Below are 17,272 nucleotides of genomic sequence, written 5' to 3' on the forward strand. Positions count from 1 at the left end.
ATTAAAAAAAGTTGGGAATTATATCCCAACTTTTTTTAATCTTCAAGTTCAATCAAATCTGTATTTGCAGAACCAGGAGGAACTATAGGCAGTACTTTTTCTTCCTTTAATATTTCACAATCAATTATTACAGGTTCATTTAAAGAAAGAGCAGTTTCTAGTACAGAATCTATTTCATCATTAGAAGATATTTTAAAGGATTTTATTCCGTAAGCTGCTGCAAGTTTACAAAAGTCTGGTGTGGAATCAAATACAGTTTGGGAAAAGTTTTTGTTATAAAACATATCCTGCCACTGATATACCATACCCAGTACATGATTATTTAAAACAAGCTGAATTACTGGAAGTTTATATTTTGCTAAGGTTGCCAGTTCATTGCAATTCATTCTAAAACTGCCGTCACCAGCCACATTTATTACTTTTTTATTATCACTGCCTATACAGGCACCTATAGCAGCACCAAGTCCAAAGCCCATGGTTCCAAGTCCCCCAGAGGTAATAAAGCTTCTTGCATTTAAAAATTTAAAAAATTGTGCAGTCCACATCTGATTTTGACCAACCTCTGTAGTAACTATACAGTCTCCCTCCGTAAACTTATGCAATTTATCCAGTAAAATTTGAGGATTTACACTAGTGTTTTCTTTATACATAAGTGGATGAGAATTTTTCCAAAGGTTAATTTGTTCCAGCCATTGTGGCTCACATTTCTCCTCTAAGGAAGAGATTAAAGTTGTGAGTACAGTTTTCACATCACCTCTTATGGAAACATCCTCTGGTAAATTTTTGCTGAACTCAGAAGCATCAATATCTATATGAATTATTTTGGCATTTGGCACAAAGGAGGTAACCTTGCCTGTAACTCTATCACTAAAACGTGAACCTATGGCAATAAGAAGATCGCAATTAGAAAATGCATAGTTAGAGGTATAAGTTCCGTGCATACCTACCATGCCAAGAAACAATTGATCATCCCCGGGAAAACCTCCAAGACCCATAAGAGAGCAGGATACAGGACATTGAATTTTTTTTGCAAAGTCGTATAATTCCTTAGAAGCATTAGAACTTATAACTCCACCTCCAGCATAGATAACAGGTTTCTTTGATGCTTTTATTAGATTAACAGCTTGAGATAAATCGCCAGTTTCAGGCAAAGTATCTTTAACAGTTTCGGTTAAAGGATAATAATTAATAATAGTATTTTGTATATCCTTTGGAATATCTATAAGTACAGGACCTGGACGACCGGTTGAGGCTATTTTAAAAGCTCTTCTTATAGTGTCTGAAAGGCTTTCGGGATCCTGTACAATGTAGTTTTCTTTAGTTATTGCCTTAGTTATACTTGTTATATCAACCTCCTGAAAAGAAGACTTTCCAAGATAGGATTTACCAACTTGCCCCGTAATAACTACTAGTGGTATTGAGTCACTAAAGGCAGTAGCAATTCCTGTAACTGTATTAGTAGCACCAGGCCCTGAGGTTGCTATTACAACACCGACTTTTCCAGTTGCTCTTGCATAACCATCAGCAGCGTGAGTGGCGCCTTGCTCATGAGCAGTTAATATATGTTTTATTTCTTTCTCATGGTATAAAGCGTCATATATTGGTAATACAGCTCCACCTGGATAACCGAAAATCACGTCAACTCCTTGTTCCTTTAGGCATTCTAATAGTACTTGCGCACCTGATAATTTCAATTTAAATCCCCCTTAATATTAAAAAAGTATAAAAAAATAGACACAATGCCCTGGGGCGAGTGTCTGTTCGCGGTACCACCCAAAATTTTTCTTGTAAAAATAACGATCAATAGACCGGCACAGCTTACTGATTTCAGCCTGCAGCTCTAGGGTGATTTTCAACATACAATTGTCCGCAGGTTTTCAGCTGCCCCCGCTCTCTTTTGGATATCCTTATGTATACTAGTCCCTATCATAGCATTTAATTTAAAATAAAAAACAGCCATCCTTCCTGGGGCGAGGAGACTGTTTCGCGGTACCACCCAATTTATTACTTAATTTATATAACGGCTACATGCCGGCACAACCTACTTAATTCAGTCTGCAACTCCAGGGTGAGTTTCGGTATACAATTATCCGCAGGTTTTCAGCTGCCCCTGCTCTCTTTTGGACATCTCTTATACTTACTTTTCCCTTTCAAGGTTTTTCAAAACTAATATTTACGTATAAATATACTATCATCATAAAAATATGTCAATGATATTTTCTAAAACTTTTTATTTGTTCAATTTTTCATATGTTTTATTAAAAATATAATATAATATTTCGTGAATATTGATACTTTAAAAAATATATTCATACAGGTTGACAATTTAAAATTTTGGTGTTACGATTTTGGAAAAGTTGATAACACTTTTAAAATGCGTTAATTTCTAAGTTATGCATTTATTTATTGTGTATTATAGTTAGTGAAATTTAATCATGTATTAAGGCACATTCAAATAAATAACTATAATTCTAGGCAATGAGTATGGTGTTCCGAAATTTGTAAAAAAATATAAAATATATTAAAAAAATAAATTTTTTATAAAAAATACAAATTAAAAGCTTTTTAATTATGCATCAAATGTAGTAAAATAGTAAATGGTATCAGCTCATAAAAAATTTAAAAATTTTTTAAAATAAATTTAGGGGGCATTTTATAATGGCAAAGGTTTATTATGAACAGGATTGTAATTTAGGATTTCTAAAAGGAAAGAAGGTTGCTGTAATTGGTTATGGTAGCCAGGGCCACGCTCATGCGCTTAACTTGCATGAAAGTGGAGTTGATGTTATTGTTGGACTTTATAAAGGCAGCAAGTCTTGGGAAAAGGCTGAAGCAGCTGGTCTAAAAGTTACTACTTCTGAGGAAGCAGCAAAGGAAGCAGATATAATAATGATTCTTATAAATGATGAAAAGCAAGGTAAGCTTTATAAAGAATCAATAGAACCAAATCTAACTGAAGGAAAAGCATTAGTATTTGCACACGGATTTGCTATTCACTTTGGTCAAATAGTACCACCTAAGAATGTGGATGTATTCTTAATAGCTCCAAAGGGACCTGGTCATACAGTAAGAAGTCAGTTCTTAGAGGGAAAAGGGGTACCATGTCTTATCGGAATTCACCAAGATGCAACAGGAAAAGCTAGAGATATAGCACTTGCATATGCACTTGGAATTGGTGGAGCAAGAGCTGGAGTTATAGAAACTTCATTTAAAGAAGAAACTGAAACAGATCTTTTCGGTGAGCAGGCAGTATTGTGCGGAGGAGTAACAGCTCTTATAAGAGCAGGTTTCGAAACATTAGTTGAAGCAGGCTATCAACCAGAAATGGCATATTTTGAATGTTGCCACGAAATGAAATTAATCGTAGACTTAATAAACCAAGGCGGACTTAACTTAATGAGATATTCTATCAGTGATACTGCAGAGTACGGTGATTATGTTACTGGTGAAAAGATAATAACAGAAGATACTAAGAAAGCTATGAAGGGTGTATTAAAGGATATTCAGCAAGGTGTATTTGCTAAAAATTGGCTTTTAGAAAATCAAATTGGAAGACCATACTTCAATGCTAGAAAGAGAATGGATAGAGACCAACAATTAGAAACAGTTGGTGCTGAACTTAGAAAAATGATGTCTTGGAGCGATAAAGAAAAGTTAGTATAATAGCTTTTTAAAAGATAATTTAACATAATAAAAATATTTAAATATAGTATTTTCAGAAAACCAAGTTTAATAATTAAAAAATAAACTTGGTTTTCTAATATATTGAATATGTAAATTGATTTGAGAGTGTGCTTTACAATACAACTGTAAAAAACTAAATTATTAAGCAGTAGTTTAAATTATTAAATAATTAAAATATAAACAGAATGATCAATTAAAGAGTTGGAATATACTGAATATTGAAATTATAAGAATAATATAATACTATATTTTTAAAGATCAATTGTTTTGTAAAATAACCTATAGTTATAACAGACATAATTAATATGTATTTTAATTATATAATAGAAAAGTTTATAATAGTATATAGTCTAGTTTTAAAGTATAGTGAAAAACCGATTATTATGTAAAATTATTATTAAATATAGTCTTAAACCCAAGGAGGAAAAGGTATATGAAAAAGGGCATGACAATGACGCAAAAGATAATAGCAGCACATGCGGGACTTGATTACGTTGAGGCAGGACAATTAGTAAATGCTGATGTAGATCTAGTTTTAGGTAATGATATTACCAGTCCTGTTGCTATTAAAGAATTTAGAAAATTAGAACTTGATAAAGTTTTTGATAAAAATAAAATAGCCTTAGTGCCAGATCATTTCACACCTAATAAAGATATAAAATCTGCTGAACATTGTAAATTGGTGAGAGAATTTGCACAGGAGATGGAAATAGTAAACTATTTTGAAGTTGGAGAAATGGGCATTGAGCATGCACTTTTACCTGAAAAAGGTCTTACAATTCCTGGAGATATAGTTATAGGAGCAGATTCACATACTTGTACCTACGGAGCATTAGGGGCTTTCTCTACAGGAGTGGGCAGCACAGACATGGCTGTGGGAATGGCCACAGGAAAGGCTTGGTTCAAAATACCGGAAGCAATAAAATTTGTTTTAAAGGGCAAATTTAATAAGTGGGTAAGTGGTAAGGATCTTATTCTTCACATAATTGGAATGATAGGAGTAGATGGTGCTCTTTATAAGTCCATGGAATTTGTAGGAGAAGGTGTAAAAGAGATATCAATGGATGGTAGATTTACCATAGCAAACATGGCTATTGAAGCTGGAGCTAAAAATGGAATATTTCCAGTAGATGAAAAAGCTATAGAGTATATAAAAGATAGAACAAATAGAGAATGGAAAATATTTGAGGCTGATGAGGATGCTGAATATTCAAGAGTAATTGAAATAGATTTAAGTGAAGTAAAGCCAACAGTTTCTTTCCCTCACTTGCCAGACAATACAAGAACTATAGATAATGTAGGGAATGTAAAAATAGACCAAGCTGTTATAGGTTCTTGTACTAATGGACGAATAGAGGATTTAAGGATTACAGCAGAAATTTTAAAGGGTAAAAAGGTTAAAAAAGGAGTAAGACTGATAATACTTCCGGGAACTCAAAACATATATCTTCAAGCTATAGAAGAAGGTCTTGCAAAAATATTTGTTGAAGCTGGAGCTGTGTTAAGTACACCAACTTGTGGACCATGTCTTGGAGGATATATGGGAATACTAGCTAAAGGGGAAAGGGCTATATCTACTACTAATAGAAACTTTGTAGGTAGAATGGGACATCCTGAAAGTGAAGTATATTTGGCTAGTCCGGCAGTAGCAGCAGCATCTGCATTAGCAGGAAAAATTGTTTCACCAGAGGAGGTATTATAATGGAGGCAAAGGGTAAAGTTTTAAGATATGGAAATAATGTTGATACAGACGTTATAATTCCTGCAAGATATTTAAATTCATCAGATCCAAAGGAACTTGCAAAACACTGTATGGAAGATTTGGATGTAAATTTCTTGGAAAAATTAAATAAAGGTGACATAGTAGTTGCAGACAAAAATTTTGGCTGTGGATCTTCAAGGGAGCATGCACCTATCGCACTAAAGGCAGCAGGAGTGTCTTGCGTTGTAGCTAAGAGTTTTGCAAGAATATTCTATAGAAATTCTATAAATATAGGTTTTCCAATACTTGAATGTGATGATGCTGTTGATGATGCAAAAGACGGACATGAACTTGAAGTTGATTTTACTAGTGGCATTATAAAGAATATTACTTTAGGCAAAGAATATAAAGCTCAGGCCTATCCACAGTTTATGATAGATATTATGGAAAATGAAGGCTTGATAAATTGCGTTAAAAATGGAAGCTTCAAATAATTTTAATGTTAATAAATATAATTTTGTTTTCTGATTTTTAAAGATTTAAATAGTGGTATAATTATAAACTACTAATATTAATCTGCAGATATAATAAAAATTGTTTTGTTTTAGTAAAAAATGGCAAAATTAATATGAATATAAGGAGACTAGTTATAGATGAAAGAATTTAAAATTGCAGTTATACCTGGTGATGGTATAGGCCCGGATATTATAAGAGAAGCTGTAAAGGTAATTACTAAGGTTGGGGAAAAATATGATACAAAATTTAATTTTGTAGAAGTTAAAGCAGGTGGAGATGCTATAGATGCTTGTGGAGAGCCTCTTCCTAAGGAAACAATAGATGAATGCAAAAGCAGTGATGCTGTACTTTTAGGTGCTGTAGGTGGACCAAAATGGGATAATCTTGAAGGCTCTAAAAGACCGGAAAGAGCTCTTCTAGGATTACGTGGTGCACTTGGATTATATGCAAATCTAAGGCCTGCAAAGGTTTATAATGTATTAAAAGCTGCCTCACCTTTAAAAAATGAAATAATAGATGAAGGCGTTGATTTGTTAGTAGTAAGAGAACTTATAGGCGGTATATATTTTGGTGACAGAGGCACTAAAGAGATAGATGGAATAGAAACAGCTTATGACACAGAAAAATACAATGTAGAAGAAGTTAAAAGAATAGCACATTCTGCTTTTAAAGCTGCCATGAAGAGAAGAAAGAAAGTTACTTCAGTAGATAAAGCCAATGTACTTGATGCATCAAGATTATGGAGAAAAACTGTAAATGAAGTAGCTAAGGAATATCCTGAGGTAGAATTAAATCATTTGTATGTTGATAATACTGCTATGCAGTTGGTTAGAAAGCCTTCTCAATTTGATGTTATATTGACAAACAATATATTTGGAGATATATTATCAGATGAAGCTTCTATGATAACAGGTTCTATAGGAATGCTGGCATCTTCAAGCATAAGAGAAGACAGCTTCGGAATGTACGAGCCTATACATGGTTCTGCACCAGATATAGCTGGACTAGATATAGCAAACCCTCTTGCACAGATACTTTCAGCTGCTATGCTTATGGAATATTCTCTTAACATGTCAGAGGCTGCAAGAGATGTGGAAGCAGCAGTAGAAAAAGTATTGAATGCAGGATATAGAACAGCTGATATATATATTGAAGGAACTAAAAAAGTAGGAACTGCAGAAATGGGAAAATTAGTTCTTGAACAAATATAGAGGAGGAAATTTTATATGAGATCAGATGCAGCTAGAAAAGGATTAGAAAAAGCTCCACATAGATCACTTTTTAAAGCATTAGGCTTTATAGATGAAGAAATGAATAAACCACTTATTGGTATTGCAAGTTCATACAGTGAAATAATACCAGGACATATGAATTTGGATAAAGTTGTTCAGGCAGTAAAAGATGGAGTAAGAATGGCCGGTGGTGTCCCAGTTACTTTTGGAACTATTGGAGTATGTGATGGTATATCTATGAATCACAAGGGAATGAGTTATTCCTTACCTTCAAGACAGATAATTGCTGATAGCGTAGAAATAGTTGCAAGTGCTCATGCTTTTGACGGAATAGTGCTTGTACCTAACTGCGATAAAGTAGTGCCAGGAATGATGATGGCAGCAGCAAGACTTGATATTCCTGCAATAGTTATAAGCGGTGGACCAATGCTTGCAGGAAATACTTGTGGAAAACCTACAGACTTAAGCGGTCTTTTTGAAGCAGTAGGAGCAGTAAAAGCTGGAAAAATGACTGAAGAAGAACTTGGAGAGCTTGAAGATACAGCATGTCCAACTTGCGGATCATGTTCAGGTATGTATACTGCTAATTCAATGAACTGTCTTTCAGAGGTACTTGGACTTGCACTCCCTTATAATGGTACAATACCAGCAGTTTATTCTGAAAGAATGAGACTTGCTAAAAAATCAGGAATGAAAATAGTAGACCTTGTGAAAGAAGATATAACACCATCAAAAATACTTACAGAAGAGGCATTTATGAACGCTATTACAGCAGATATGGCTCTTGGATGTTCTACAAATTCACTTCTTCATTTACCTGCTATAGCTAATGAAGTTGGCATAGTTATTGATTTTGATAGAGTAAATGAAATAAGTGCTAGAACACCAGATTTTTGTAAATTAAGTCCAGCTGGACATCATCATATTGAAGATTTCCATTTTGCTGGAGGAATACCTGCATTAATTAATTCATTAATAGATAAAGAATTAATTAACAAAGATTGCTTAACTGTTACAGGTAAAACTGTCTATGAAAATGTAAAAAATGCAAAAGTAAGAAATAATGACGTAATCAGATATGACCATCCTTATAGCCCTACAGGTGGCCTTGTAGTATTAAAGGGAAGCTTAGCTCCAGATGGTGCTGTAGTTAAAAAGGCAGCTGTTGCACCAGAGATGATGCAGCATAAGGGTCCTGCTAGAGTATATGATAGTGAAGAAGAGGTTTCAAAAGCTATACTTGGCGGAGAAATTAATCATGGTGACGTAGTTGTCATAAGATTTGAAGGACCAAAGGGCGGACCTGGTATGAGAGAAATGCTTTCTCCTACATCTTTACTTGCTGGAATGGGTATGGATAAAACTGTAGCTCTTATAACTGATGGAAGATTTTCCGGTGCTACAAGAGGTGCATCTATTGGCCACGTATCACCAGAGGCTGCTCTTGGTGGGCCTATAGCTTATGTTCAAGAAGGCGATATTATAGAGATTGATATGGATAAGAAAACATTAAATCTTTTAGTAGATGAAGAAGAGCTTAAAAAGAGAGTACCTAAAACTAAAGTAAAAGAAGTTACTGGCTATCTAAAGAGATATGCTGAAGGAGTTTCTTCTGCGGATAAAGGTGCTATATTTGAAAGATAATATTATAAGTGGAAAAGAATAAACTATAAAAAATCACTATCAAGATTTATTTTAACAATTTTGATAGTGATTTTTTATTTACTCTAATTTTCTATAAATTTATTTATTGTGAATATAATCTATTGCAAGATATGATGTGCTTTAATTGTTGGTGACTAGTAATTATAAAACTCAAATTTCTAAAAATATAGTTTAACTAAGTATTGAAACTAACATCTTTACAGCCACAGCAAGGGACATGCTTATAAATACAGGTTTTATTATTTTAGCACCTTTAAGTAAAGCAAGTCTTGTACCTAATTTTGCACCAAAAATCATGCAAATTGCTACTGGAATTGCTAAAATATAATTCACTTGTCCATGTACTGCAAATAATATTAAAGCAGTTATATTGCTTATTAAATTTAAAAATTTTGCATTTCCACTGGCGTTAATATAATCAAATCCAAATATACTTATAAGTCCAAAAATCAGAAATGAACCAGTACCCGGTCCTAGGAAACCGTCATAAAAACCTATGGCAAAAGCTAGTAATATACCAAGAAAAATGTTTTTAATATTTAAACCTTTAAAATTATTTGTAATACCTCTTGATTTTGAAAAAATACTAAATAAACCTACAAATAAAATTAATATTAGTGCTAGAGACTGCACAAAGGTTTCATTTATATTTAGAACAACTAAAACTCCAAGTGCAGCTCCAAGAAAAGTAAAAGGAAATAAGTATTTTAACAGCTTAAAATTCATTTTGCTGTTTTTACCATATTCAAAAGAACTCATCAGTGTACCAGAGGTTGAACAGAATTTATTTGTACCTAAAGCCAATCTGGTAGGAAGCCCAACCAGTAAAAAAGCAGGAAGGCTTATCAAACCACCGCCTCCAGCAATTGAATCCACAGCGGCTGCAATAAAACCAAATACGCATAATAGTGCCAAAGTACTTAGATTTATTTGAGTAAATATGTTTTTTGCCAGTGAAAGCACAGGGTAATTATATAGTTGTAAAATATACATGTTAATAAGACATCCTCTCTATGTAGTAAGCTATATATTATTTTAACATAATTATAAAAAGGAAGTAAGGAGATATTCTAACTATACTATAGAGAACAGGAGAATTCTACACATTAGGTTAAAAGTAAGAAAAGCACTAAGAATAGTATAGACCTTCATAGTGCTTTTCTCATAAATTAATATTAAAATACTTTGTACAATAGTAATTATTTTCTATTTACTTGTATTACCTTGACTATCTTCCTGTAAAAATTTCTTTAGAAGATTATGATTTAAAATATCATCAGAATACTGAAGTTCTTTAAGAGTTGTATCCTTTTTGGCATCCAAATCAGGATTAGATGGTATAACCTTTTTATTTGCTATATTATAAAAGGTATTTGTCCAGGATACGTAAAAAGACTTTCCATCTGTAAAGGAACCATTTCTGAACTTTACGTCTCCCTCAGTACTGTTTAGTAAATCTTTTCCAAGCATATATTTGTTAGGAAGATTATATAAATTAGCTATAGTAGGGAACAAATCAATTTGACCAGCATATAAATGATTTACTCCTTTGTTGGCATCCTCAGGGAAATGGATAAACATTGGAACCTTTTGGAGTTCATACCAATCTAAATCTGTTGGATTTTTAATACCCTCGAAATCATATAGTGAAGGCATGTCATTTTTAGGAATGGCATAATGATCTCCATATAGCATAACAATAGAATTATTAAGCATACCAGAGGCTTGAAGTTTGTCTAAAAACATTCCAAGCTGCTGATCGGTGTAATGTATTCCCTTAAGATAATCACCAAATAAAGTATTATCATATTTGCCTGCATTAAAGGTTCCTGTAGTTTCCCTATCATATCCTTTTACATCATCATAAGGATAATGGCTGCTTAAGGTTATGGTAAAGGCAAAATAAGGCTGAGAAAAAGTTTTTAATTTATCAAAGGCTTGATTAAGGAAAGATTTATCACTTAGACCAAGGCCTACAGTATCATTAATATTGTAAGTTCTTTCTCCATAAAAATCATCAAATTTTTCAGCTTTATACATTACATTTCTATTCCAAAATCCTTCCTGATAACCGTGTAATACAGCAGTATAATATTCTTTATCATTCATTTCCTTGGCAAGAGAACTGTAAGTATCACCGGAGTACATGTAGTAAGCTGCACCAGAGGCCGCAGGATATAGTGAATTATTTGATAAAAACTCTGCATCTGAAGTATTTCCAGCTGCTACCTGGTAAAAGTAATTGTCAAAGTACATACTCTTATTTATCCATCTATTGAGATTAGGTGTTATTTCTTGACCATTAATCTTTTGATTTATTACAAATTGCTGTAATGCTTCTACTTGAATTACTATTAGATTCTTACCGGCTCCAACACCTTTAAAATTTGTTCCTGTAGAGGAATTCTTCTTTTCCAGATAAGTTTTTATTTCATCTTGCCTTTCTTGAGGCAATTTCTGCATATTGGATATACCTGTCTTGATTACATTGTAAGCATCAAGTACATGAAAGTTTACTGTTCCAAGGCGCTGGGTGAGATAAATCCTGTTAAACATTGTAGATATAAGGTTTGGCTGCTCTACAGATAAATCATAGATTTTTTTTGCATCTATAGATGTAAAAACAGCAAATACTATTAGAAACATAGCCAATCTTTTTAAAAATTTTGGATTTGGCCTATCTACTCTCCTATAGAATCTTAACAGTGGGATTAATATGAAGACATCTAAAAGATATAGGAAATCAGTAGGACTAATAAGCTGTTTTACACTGGCACCAACGCCTCCTAAAAGAAAGCCGTTTCTTACAACTCCAAGGGATATTACATCTTTAAAATACCTATAATAAACAGTATCTACAATTATAATTATGCTTATAATTATATTAAATATGTAGAGAAGTCTTGTCCTAGTATTATTTTTAAAAATTAAAGCGATGCTTCCAAGAATAACTACAGAAGATATAGTAGCCGAACCAACATAAAAATAACTAAAATATGTAGGGGAAATAGATTTATCGAAATTAAAGGCTTTTATTGATAGTATAATTATAAAATAAACTATATCTAAATTATTAATGAAAAATTTTTTGATTTTTGCTGTGGCATTATTGTTTATGTGCATTAGTGTTTGAACCCCCTATAAAATAAACTATACAAAAGTACACTATTCTAATATAACTTGTAACTATGTATAGGATAAAAATAAAATGTAAATTATTTTTGTAAATAAATATTTAGTAATATAATAATTCCTACATATTATAGTTAAAAAAATTAATAATATCAAGTGTAAATGTTACAGTATATTTAGCAAATATGTATTTACATATGCCATATACTATTGCATAATAATGTTATAATCATATGTGTAAGCTATATTAATAATATATTTTGCTGCTGAACATTAATTTATTTCTATACATCAGCGAAGATATATACATACATAATTAGGCAGCTTCAAAAAATAATTAAGTCAGTATGCTAGTCTATTTTGAATCCTACTGTGTCAACAGAACCCTCAGATAGCTCACTATCTTCTCCTTGTTGGATTGAAAATATACGTCGCATCTTTGACTTGTTATTCATTTTCAGATGCCTTAAATGGAATTATAATATTAAATAATCAGGAGGATAGGATAAATGAGCATGGAAAATAATAATGAAAACAAGGAAATCGAAAAAGAAAATATAACTGAAATAACACCTGCATCATCTAATGAGTTAGATGAAGTAGAAACAGGAACTGTAGAAAAAAAGGAAGAAGCTAAAGAAGAAATTAAGGTTGAAAAGGAAACAAATTCTGTAAATGGAAAGGATTCCTTTATAAGTATCGTAGTAGATCAGGCTATTTCTTTAGGAATATCTGCAGCAGTATTATTTATTGGGGATTTCATTTTAAGGCTTTTTGGACTGTTTGTTCAAGACAAAGAAGGTATGTTTATTATTCTCTTTGTAGTTGTTAACATAATCTACAACACAATAATGCATAAAGCAAAAGCATCAAGTACTTTTGGAGAAAAATTAGCACATTTAAAAATTACGAAATAAGTATCAACTTTTAATAATATTATATTATTTTAGGATTCATAAACATTTTTTATAAAATTTCGGGTATTTAATTTTAGTAAGTAATTTAATACGCCAGTTCATAAGGTGAATTTTTATCTTAAAAAGTTATCTGATGACTAACTGATGTAATACTCCCATTGTACTTAATGGGAGTATCTGCATTACTGTTAGAAAGTCTTGAAATTGAATTAAGGTACATTCAAATAAATAGCTAGTCAGTATGCTAGTATATTTGACTGATTATTTATTTTTATATGATTAAAATAAATAAGTTTTACAATGAAATAAAAGTATAAATAATCTAGGAGCGATCAGGATTGAGAAGACATGAAGAATATGAATTTGATGTAGTAGATATAGAATTTCCAGGTATGGGTATTGCATACAGTGAGGATAGAAAAATATACATAAAAGGCGCCGTACCAGGTCAAAAGGTTTTGGGAAAGGTTAAAAAATTAAAAAAGGAATATGGTGAAGCAAAGCTTATAAAAGCGCTTAATACAATTGAAGGAGAAGTGGAACCTAAATGTGTCCACTTTGGAGTCTGTGGAGGTTGCACCCACCAGTTTATTGATTATGATAAGCAAATAAACTTAAAAGAAAAGCAACTTTTAAAATTATTCAAGGATGCAGAAATAGACGATTTTATCTATGAAGGCATAGGTAGAAGTCCAAAGGAATTTGAATACAGAAATAAAATGGAATTCAGCTTTGGAGATATGGAAAAGGGTGGAGAGCTCACTTTAGGTATGCACATGAAAAACAAGGCCTTTGGAATTGTAAATGTTCATGAATGCACTCTTGTTCATGCGGATTTTAGAAAAATTTTGGATACTATTGTAAACTATTTTAGAGATAAAGAGTCTACTTATTATAAAATAATGAAAAGAGAAGGATATCTGAGAAATCTTGTAATCAGAAGAACAGAGCACACTGGAGAAATTTTAGTCAATCTTGTAACAACTTCTCAAGGTTCCTTTGATAAAGAAGAAGTTGTTAAATTACTGTTCTCCTTAAAGCTTGAAGCTAATGTAGTTGGAATTCTTCACACTACTAACGATTCTTTTTCTGATGTGGTAGCAGCAGATAAGATTGATATACTTTACGGAAGAGACTATATAATTGAAGAGATACTTGGTCTTAAATTTAAAATATCACCACTGTCATTCTTTCAAACTAATACTTTGGGGGCTGAAAAACTCTACAGCATAGTTATGGACTTTGTAGGTGAAGCTGATTCAAAACTAATCTTTGATCTATACTGCGGCACAGGAACCATTGGCCAAATTGCAGCAGCTAAAAATGCAAAAAAAGTTATAGGCATTGAGCTCATAGAAGAAGCAGTAAAAGCTGCCAATGAAAATGCAAAGCTGAACAATTTAGATAACTGCAGCTTTATTGCAGGAGATGTAGCCAAAGTAATACAGGAACTTCAGGATAAACCAGACGTAATAATTCTAGATCCACCAAGACCAGGCGTACATCCAAAGGCTTTAGATTATGTAATAAAATTTGATGCTAAGGAGATCGTATATGTTTCCTGCAATCCTAAGACTTTGATGGTGGATCTTAGAAAGCTTATAGATAGCGGATATAAGGTGGAGAGAGTTAAGGGGATGGATATGTTCCCGATGACTGGGCACGTGGAGTGTGTTGTATTGATAACAAAGAAATAGAAGTAAAGGACTGAAAAGGCTTGAAGTAAGGGCTTTCGAGAGTTGGAGTTGGTTAGGCAATGATTCCGACTCTCGATTTTATTATGTTTTATTGGTGACAGGAAACATGTCAATGGAGTATAGTTGAGTGGATAGGATTATTATTGGGTAGGTTGAGGAGTTGGTTTAGATGTGAGACAGGTTGAGGATGCAGGATAGATGGATGCAAAACAGCCAATCTCGTGGCATTGTCTTTTCCGGTGAGATTGGCTGTTTATTATTTGTCAGATTCTTCTTCGATTTCTTTCAGTGTTTTGCCTTCCGCGGTTTTCCATTCAGTTAAACCATTAGCATGACCGCCTATAACAAAAGCAGCAGCGTAGGAAGGGCTGTGAAATAGAACATCATCTTGTAATACTTCATGTTCATCAATTTTTGCATTTTTACGAGCATCTTTTATTCCAGCAGGGATGCTTTGGGAATCTATTGTTTCAATATGACTACCTTTGAGTACAACAAAGCCTTCGCTGGTTTGTTTGCAAGATGCCTCAATGACTTGGCCGCTTTTTCTGCTTTTCCTCTTAAGATATAGAATAATTTCTTCATCGGTCTTTGTATCAACTTCTGAAGTGATAGATTTAGGCTCACTGAAAGGCACAAACACCTTATGCCCAAGTGTACCCATGATGATTTTAGCGTAATCTACGAATTCCTCTAATTCACTCTCTTTTTCCTCAGTAATATTTCCTAGAGTTGGGTCATTTCCGTTCTTTATAATATATCGGTTTGCCTGCGTAGCAAGATTACAAAAACGATTTTCAAGATAGCTTATTTCTGTAGGACCAAATGAATTATTGGAGGTTGTGAATACAATGGCTTCCGTCCAGTAATCCTTCTCTGGGTTGCGTTTATGCTCTAATAAGCGATAAAGAATTCCTTCGCCATTTTTCCTTGCTCCTGCCTGGCCTATATATACAACATTTTCTCCCGTCTGATCTGATGTTCCGAATAGAAAATAAACGCCACTTTGCTTAAGATCATCTCGTTCCTTGCATTTATCAAGTTCTGTACGTGGAATTTTATAAGCAACACCAGTCCAGTTAGCGAGCGTACATTTTATGCGTCCGTTTGCATCACCATCCATGAGGAACAGGTTGATACTTTTTCCTCTTGTAGCAGCCATTATGGTAGCCTCCTTTGTTTTTTAGGTTTTTTAGTTTTTTCATCTCGAGAGTGAGCGCCAAGTGTAGGTACTTTTAGTGTCTGCAATACTTCATTACATTCATGTATAGAACATCCATGAAAGGATGTAAGAATATACATATATGCATAATGTTCTCTAATAGTAGGACTATATACCATCCCAGATAATTGCAAGGCACTATTTGCTTCAGTAAGTGATAATTTCAAGCCGACCGCCATTGCCGTATATGCCTCAATCTTGAAAATATGTTCAGGCTTTTGAACACGGGAATAATCCATAGGTCCAAGTAATGTTCTATCTTGGAAAATAGATGTATTCCATTTGGCTGCTTGAATATATGACCACATTCTTTGTGTTGTTGTTTGATTTACTATTCTTGCACGAGTATAGTCTGATTCAAATTCAGCAGTTACATTTTCTAATGCTTTTGCCTTATTAAACATCTCCATGTTTTGGGGAGTGGAGTCGTATGTAGGCAATTTGATATATTGCATATCTATGCGGTACATCATGTACAAAGGAGTTGCGTGATCGTATCTTTCATTTTCATTTACCAGCTTTGTAGAAAAGTCCAGTGTACATTCTGAAAGATGGTCTTTTGCATATTCTGTTAGACTAATCTTGTTATTGTCCAAGATGATGTACTTGCTATCTTTTAATACAAAATAACCTTCAGCATAACAGAATGATCCAGTATTTATAGTTGCCCTTAGGAAATCATTACTACAATATAATTCAAAGGCTTCAGCAGGAGTGGTTTTCTGCTGATATCGTTTGGCTTTTGAATGCCGATGTCTCCGATGCTGATGTGATTGGCTTTCCTGCTCATCGTAATGATAGAATTCTGATGCTTCATGGTACCCCAGTTCGGTCATTCGTATAGCAGCAGATTGTTTTGAAACTTGGAAGAATGATGCTAGCTCATTTATAACACATTTTGTAACTGAAAAACGGTCAGCTGATACATTGGCATTTAAAGCAGTTTTGTACAATTCATCAATTTTCTTTATTGTAGCCTTTTTTGGCATTAAGATTTTAGGAGCGATAGTACGAGCCTGCCATTCCATCTTTTCTTCATCTGACCATGAATTTTGATTGTCTGTTTGATGTAATTTATTATCGCAGCGAAATCCAAATTCAACACCAGCTTCATGAGTACAGCGATAAACAAAATAGGCTCTATGTTTATACCAGTGAAAGCATTCATGAGCAAGTGTATTATTGATGCGACCATTATTTAGCATATCTGCATCTAAGAATACAGTACCCTTTTTGACTTCATATCCTATATACTCCTGCTCAAGCCAATCGTATATCTCTATAATTCCTTTAGTGAAAGCAATGGCACCATGTACATTGCTCTCTGCAGATAAGTTTTCAGTCTGTACGATGTCTAAAGCCATAAGTTTTGTGGCAATATCCCAAATAGGAATAGGCATAGGGGTATAAATAGCCTCAGCACAATTATATTTTCTTAGAAACTTTTCTGCCTCTTGATCGAAATCATCAATAAATGGCATAAATGGATTTTTTCTTTCAGCCAT

12 protein-coding genes and 2 other annotated features are annotated in these 17,272 nt (G+C 33.2%); of the genes, 7 read left to right on the forward strand and 5 right to left on the reverse strand.

Going from position 1 to position 17,272, the window contains the following annotated elements:
• Nucleotides 1–35: 35 nt before the first annotated feature.
• Complete coding sequence (ilvB, locus tag ABF633_RS03975) at nt 36–1,694, reverse strand: biosynthetic-type acetolactate synthase large subunit (protein WP_415522241.1); 1,659 nt, start codon at nt 1,692–1,694, stop codon at nt 36–38.
• Nucleotides 1,695–1,742: 48 nt separating this feature from the next.
• Nucleotides 1,743–1,939 (reverse strand) — a binding site (T-box leader).
• A 24-nt stretch (nt 1,940–1,963) separates the two neighbouring features.
• Nucleotides 1,964–2,163: a binding site (T-box leader), on the reverse strand.
• 495 nt (nt 2,164–2,658) lie between these two features.
• Here ilvB and ilvC point away from each other — a divergent pair.
• The 5 genes from ilvC to ilvD all read left to right on the forward strand — a co-directional run bounded on the left by ilvC (nt 2,659) and on the right by ilvD (nt 8,778).
• Entirely contained in the window at nt 2,659–3,663 is a 1,005-nt protein-coding gene (gene ilvC, locus ABF633_RS03980) for a ketol-acid reductoisomerase (protein ID WP_415522243.1), read from the forward strand.
• A gap of 454 nt (nt 3,664–4,117) precedes the next feature.
• Nucleotides 4,118–5,386, forward strand: a complete 1,269-nt coding sequence (gene leuC / locus ABF633_RS03985) for a 3-isopropylmalate dehydratase large subunit (RefSeq protein ID WP_415522245.1) — start codon at nt 4,118–4,120, stop codon at nt 5,384–5,386.
• Nucleotides 5,386–5,880: a 3-isopropylmalate dehydratase small subunit gene (gene leuD / locus ABF633_RS03990; RefSeq protein WP_415522247.1), complete on the forward strand. Its 495-nt coding sequence runs from the start codon at nt 5,386–5,388 to the stop codon at nt 5,878–5,880. Before leuC ends, leuD begins: the two co-directional genes overlap by 1 nt.
• Nucleotides 5,881–6,039: 159 nt before the next feature.
• Entirely contained in the window at nt 6,040–7,113 is a 1,074-nt protein-coding gene (gene leuB, locus ABF633_RS03995; protein WP_415522249.1) for a 3-isopropylmalate dehydrogenase, read from the forward strand.
• Between the two features lie 15 nt (nt 7,114–7,128).
• Nucleotides 7,129–8,778 (forward strand): dihydroxy-acid dehydratase, encoded by a 1,650-nt coding sequence (gene ilvD / locus ABF633_RS04000; protein ID WP_415522251.1) that lies wholly within the window; start codon nt 7,129–7,131, stop codon nt 8,776–8,778.
• Between the two features lie 192 nt (nt 8,779–8,970).
• Here the strand turns inward: ilvD and ABF633_RS04005 are convergent, their stop codons facing one another.
• Both ABF633_RS04005 and ABF633_RS04010 read right to left on the reverse strand, forming a co-directional pair.
• Nucleotides 8,971–9,792 (reverse strand): sulfite exporter TauE/SafE family protein, encoded by an 822-nt coding sequence (locus tag ABF633_RS04005; RefSeq protein WP_415522253.1) that lies wholly within the window; start codon nt 9,790–9,792, stop codon nt 8,971–8,973.
• A 213-nt stretch (nt 9,793–10,005) separates the two neighbouring features.
• Nucleotides 10,006–11,922 (reverse strand): LTA synthase family protein, encoded by a 1,917-nt coding sequence (locus ABF633_RS04010; protein WP_415522255.1) that lies wholly within the window; start codon nt 11,920–11,922, stop codon nt 10,006–10,008.
• A gap of 518 nt (nt 11,923–12,440) precedes the next feature.
• Here ABF633_RS04010 and ABF633_RS04015 point away from each other — a divergent pair.
• A complete protein-coding gene (locus tag ABF633_RS04015; protein WP_415522257.1) occupies nt 12,441–12,848 on the forward strand; it encodes a hypothetical protein in 408 nt (135 codons plus the stop codon).
• Nucleotides 12,849–13,186: 338 nt separating this feature from the next.
• Complete coding sequence (gene rlmD / locus ABF633_RS04020; protein WP_415522259.1) at nt 13,187–14,545, forward strand: 23S rRNA (uracil(1939)-C(5))-methyltransferase RlmD; 1,359 nt, start codon at nt 13,187–13,189, stop codon at nt 14,543–14,545.
• Nucleotides 14,546–14,801: 256 nt separating this feature from the next.
• Here the strand turns inward: rlmD and ABF633_RS04025 are convergent, their stop codons facing one another.
• Both ABF633_RS04025 and ABF633_RS04030 read right to left on the reverse strand, forming a co-directional pair.
• Nucleotides 14,802–15,707, reverse strand: coding sequence for a GIY-YIG nuclease family protein (locus ABF633_RS04025; RefSeq protein WP_415522261.1), 906 nt, complete (start codon nt 15,705–15,707; stop codon nt 14,802–14,804).
• The gene (locus ABF633_RS04030) at nt 15,707–17,272 is read right to left on the reverse strand and encodes an ImmA/IrrE family metallo-endopeptidase (protein WP_415522263.1); all 1,566 of its coding nucleotides are present in this window, start codon (nt 17,270–17,272) and stop codon (nt 15,707–15,709) included. Before ABF633_RS04030 ends, ABF633_RS04025 begins: the two co-directional genes overlap by 1 nt.

The sequence above is a fragment of the Clostridium sp. genome (genome assembly GCF_047718555.1).
In the GTDB taxonomy this organism is placed as follows: Bacteria; Bacillota; Clostridia; order Clostridiales; family Clostridiaceae; genus Clostridium_I.

Bases quoted from the DNA above. Each gene is read 5' to 3' on its own strand.
- ABF633_RS04005 (WP_415522253.1), bottom strand. From the start codon at position 9,792: ATGTATATTTTACAACTATATAATTACCCTGTGCTTTCACTGGCAAAA.
- ABF633_RS04030 (WP_415522263.1), bottom strand. From the start codon at position 17,272: ATGGCTGAAAGAAAAAATCCATTTATGCCATTTATTGATGATTTCGAT.
- leuC (WP_415522245.1), top strand. From the start codon at position 4,118: ATGAAAAAGGGCATGACAATGACGCAAAAGATAATAGCAGCACATGCG.
- ABF633_RS04015 (WP_415522257.1), top strand. From the start codon at position 12,441: ATGAGCATGGAAAATAATAATGAAAACAAGGAAATCGAAAAAGAAAAT.
- leuB (WP_415522249.1), top strand. From the start codon at position 6,040: ATGAAAGAATTTAAAATTGCAGTTATACCTGGTGATGGTATAGGCCCG.
- ilvC (WP_415522243.1), top strand. From the start codon at position 2,659: ATGGCAAAGGTTTATTATGAACAGGATTGTAATTTAGGATTTCTAAAA.
- ilvD (WP_415522251.1), top strand. From the start codon at position 7,129: ATGAGATCAGATGCAGCTAGAAAAGGATTAGAAAAAGCTCCACATAGA.
- ABF633_RS04010 (WP_415522255.1), bottom strand. From the start codon at position 11,922: ATGCACATAAACAATAATGCCACAGCAAAAATCAAAAAATTTTTCATT.
- leuD (WP_415522247.1), top strand. From the start codon at position 5,386: ATGGAGGCAAAGGGTAAAGTTTTAAGATATGGAAATAATGTTGATACA.
- ABF633_RS04025 (WP_415522261.1), bottom strand. From the start codon at position 15,707: ATGGCTGCTACAAGAGGAAAAAGTATCAACCTGTTCCTCATGGATGGT.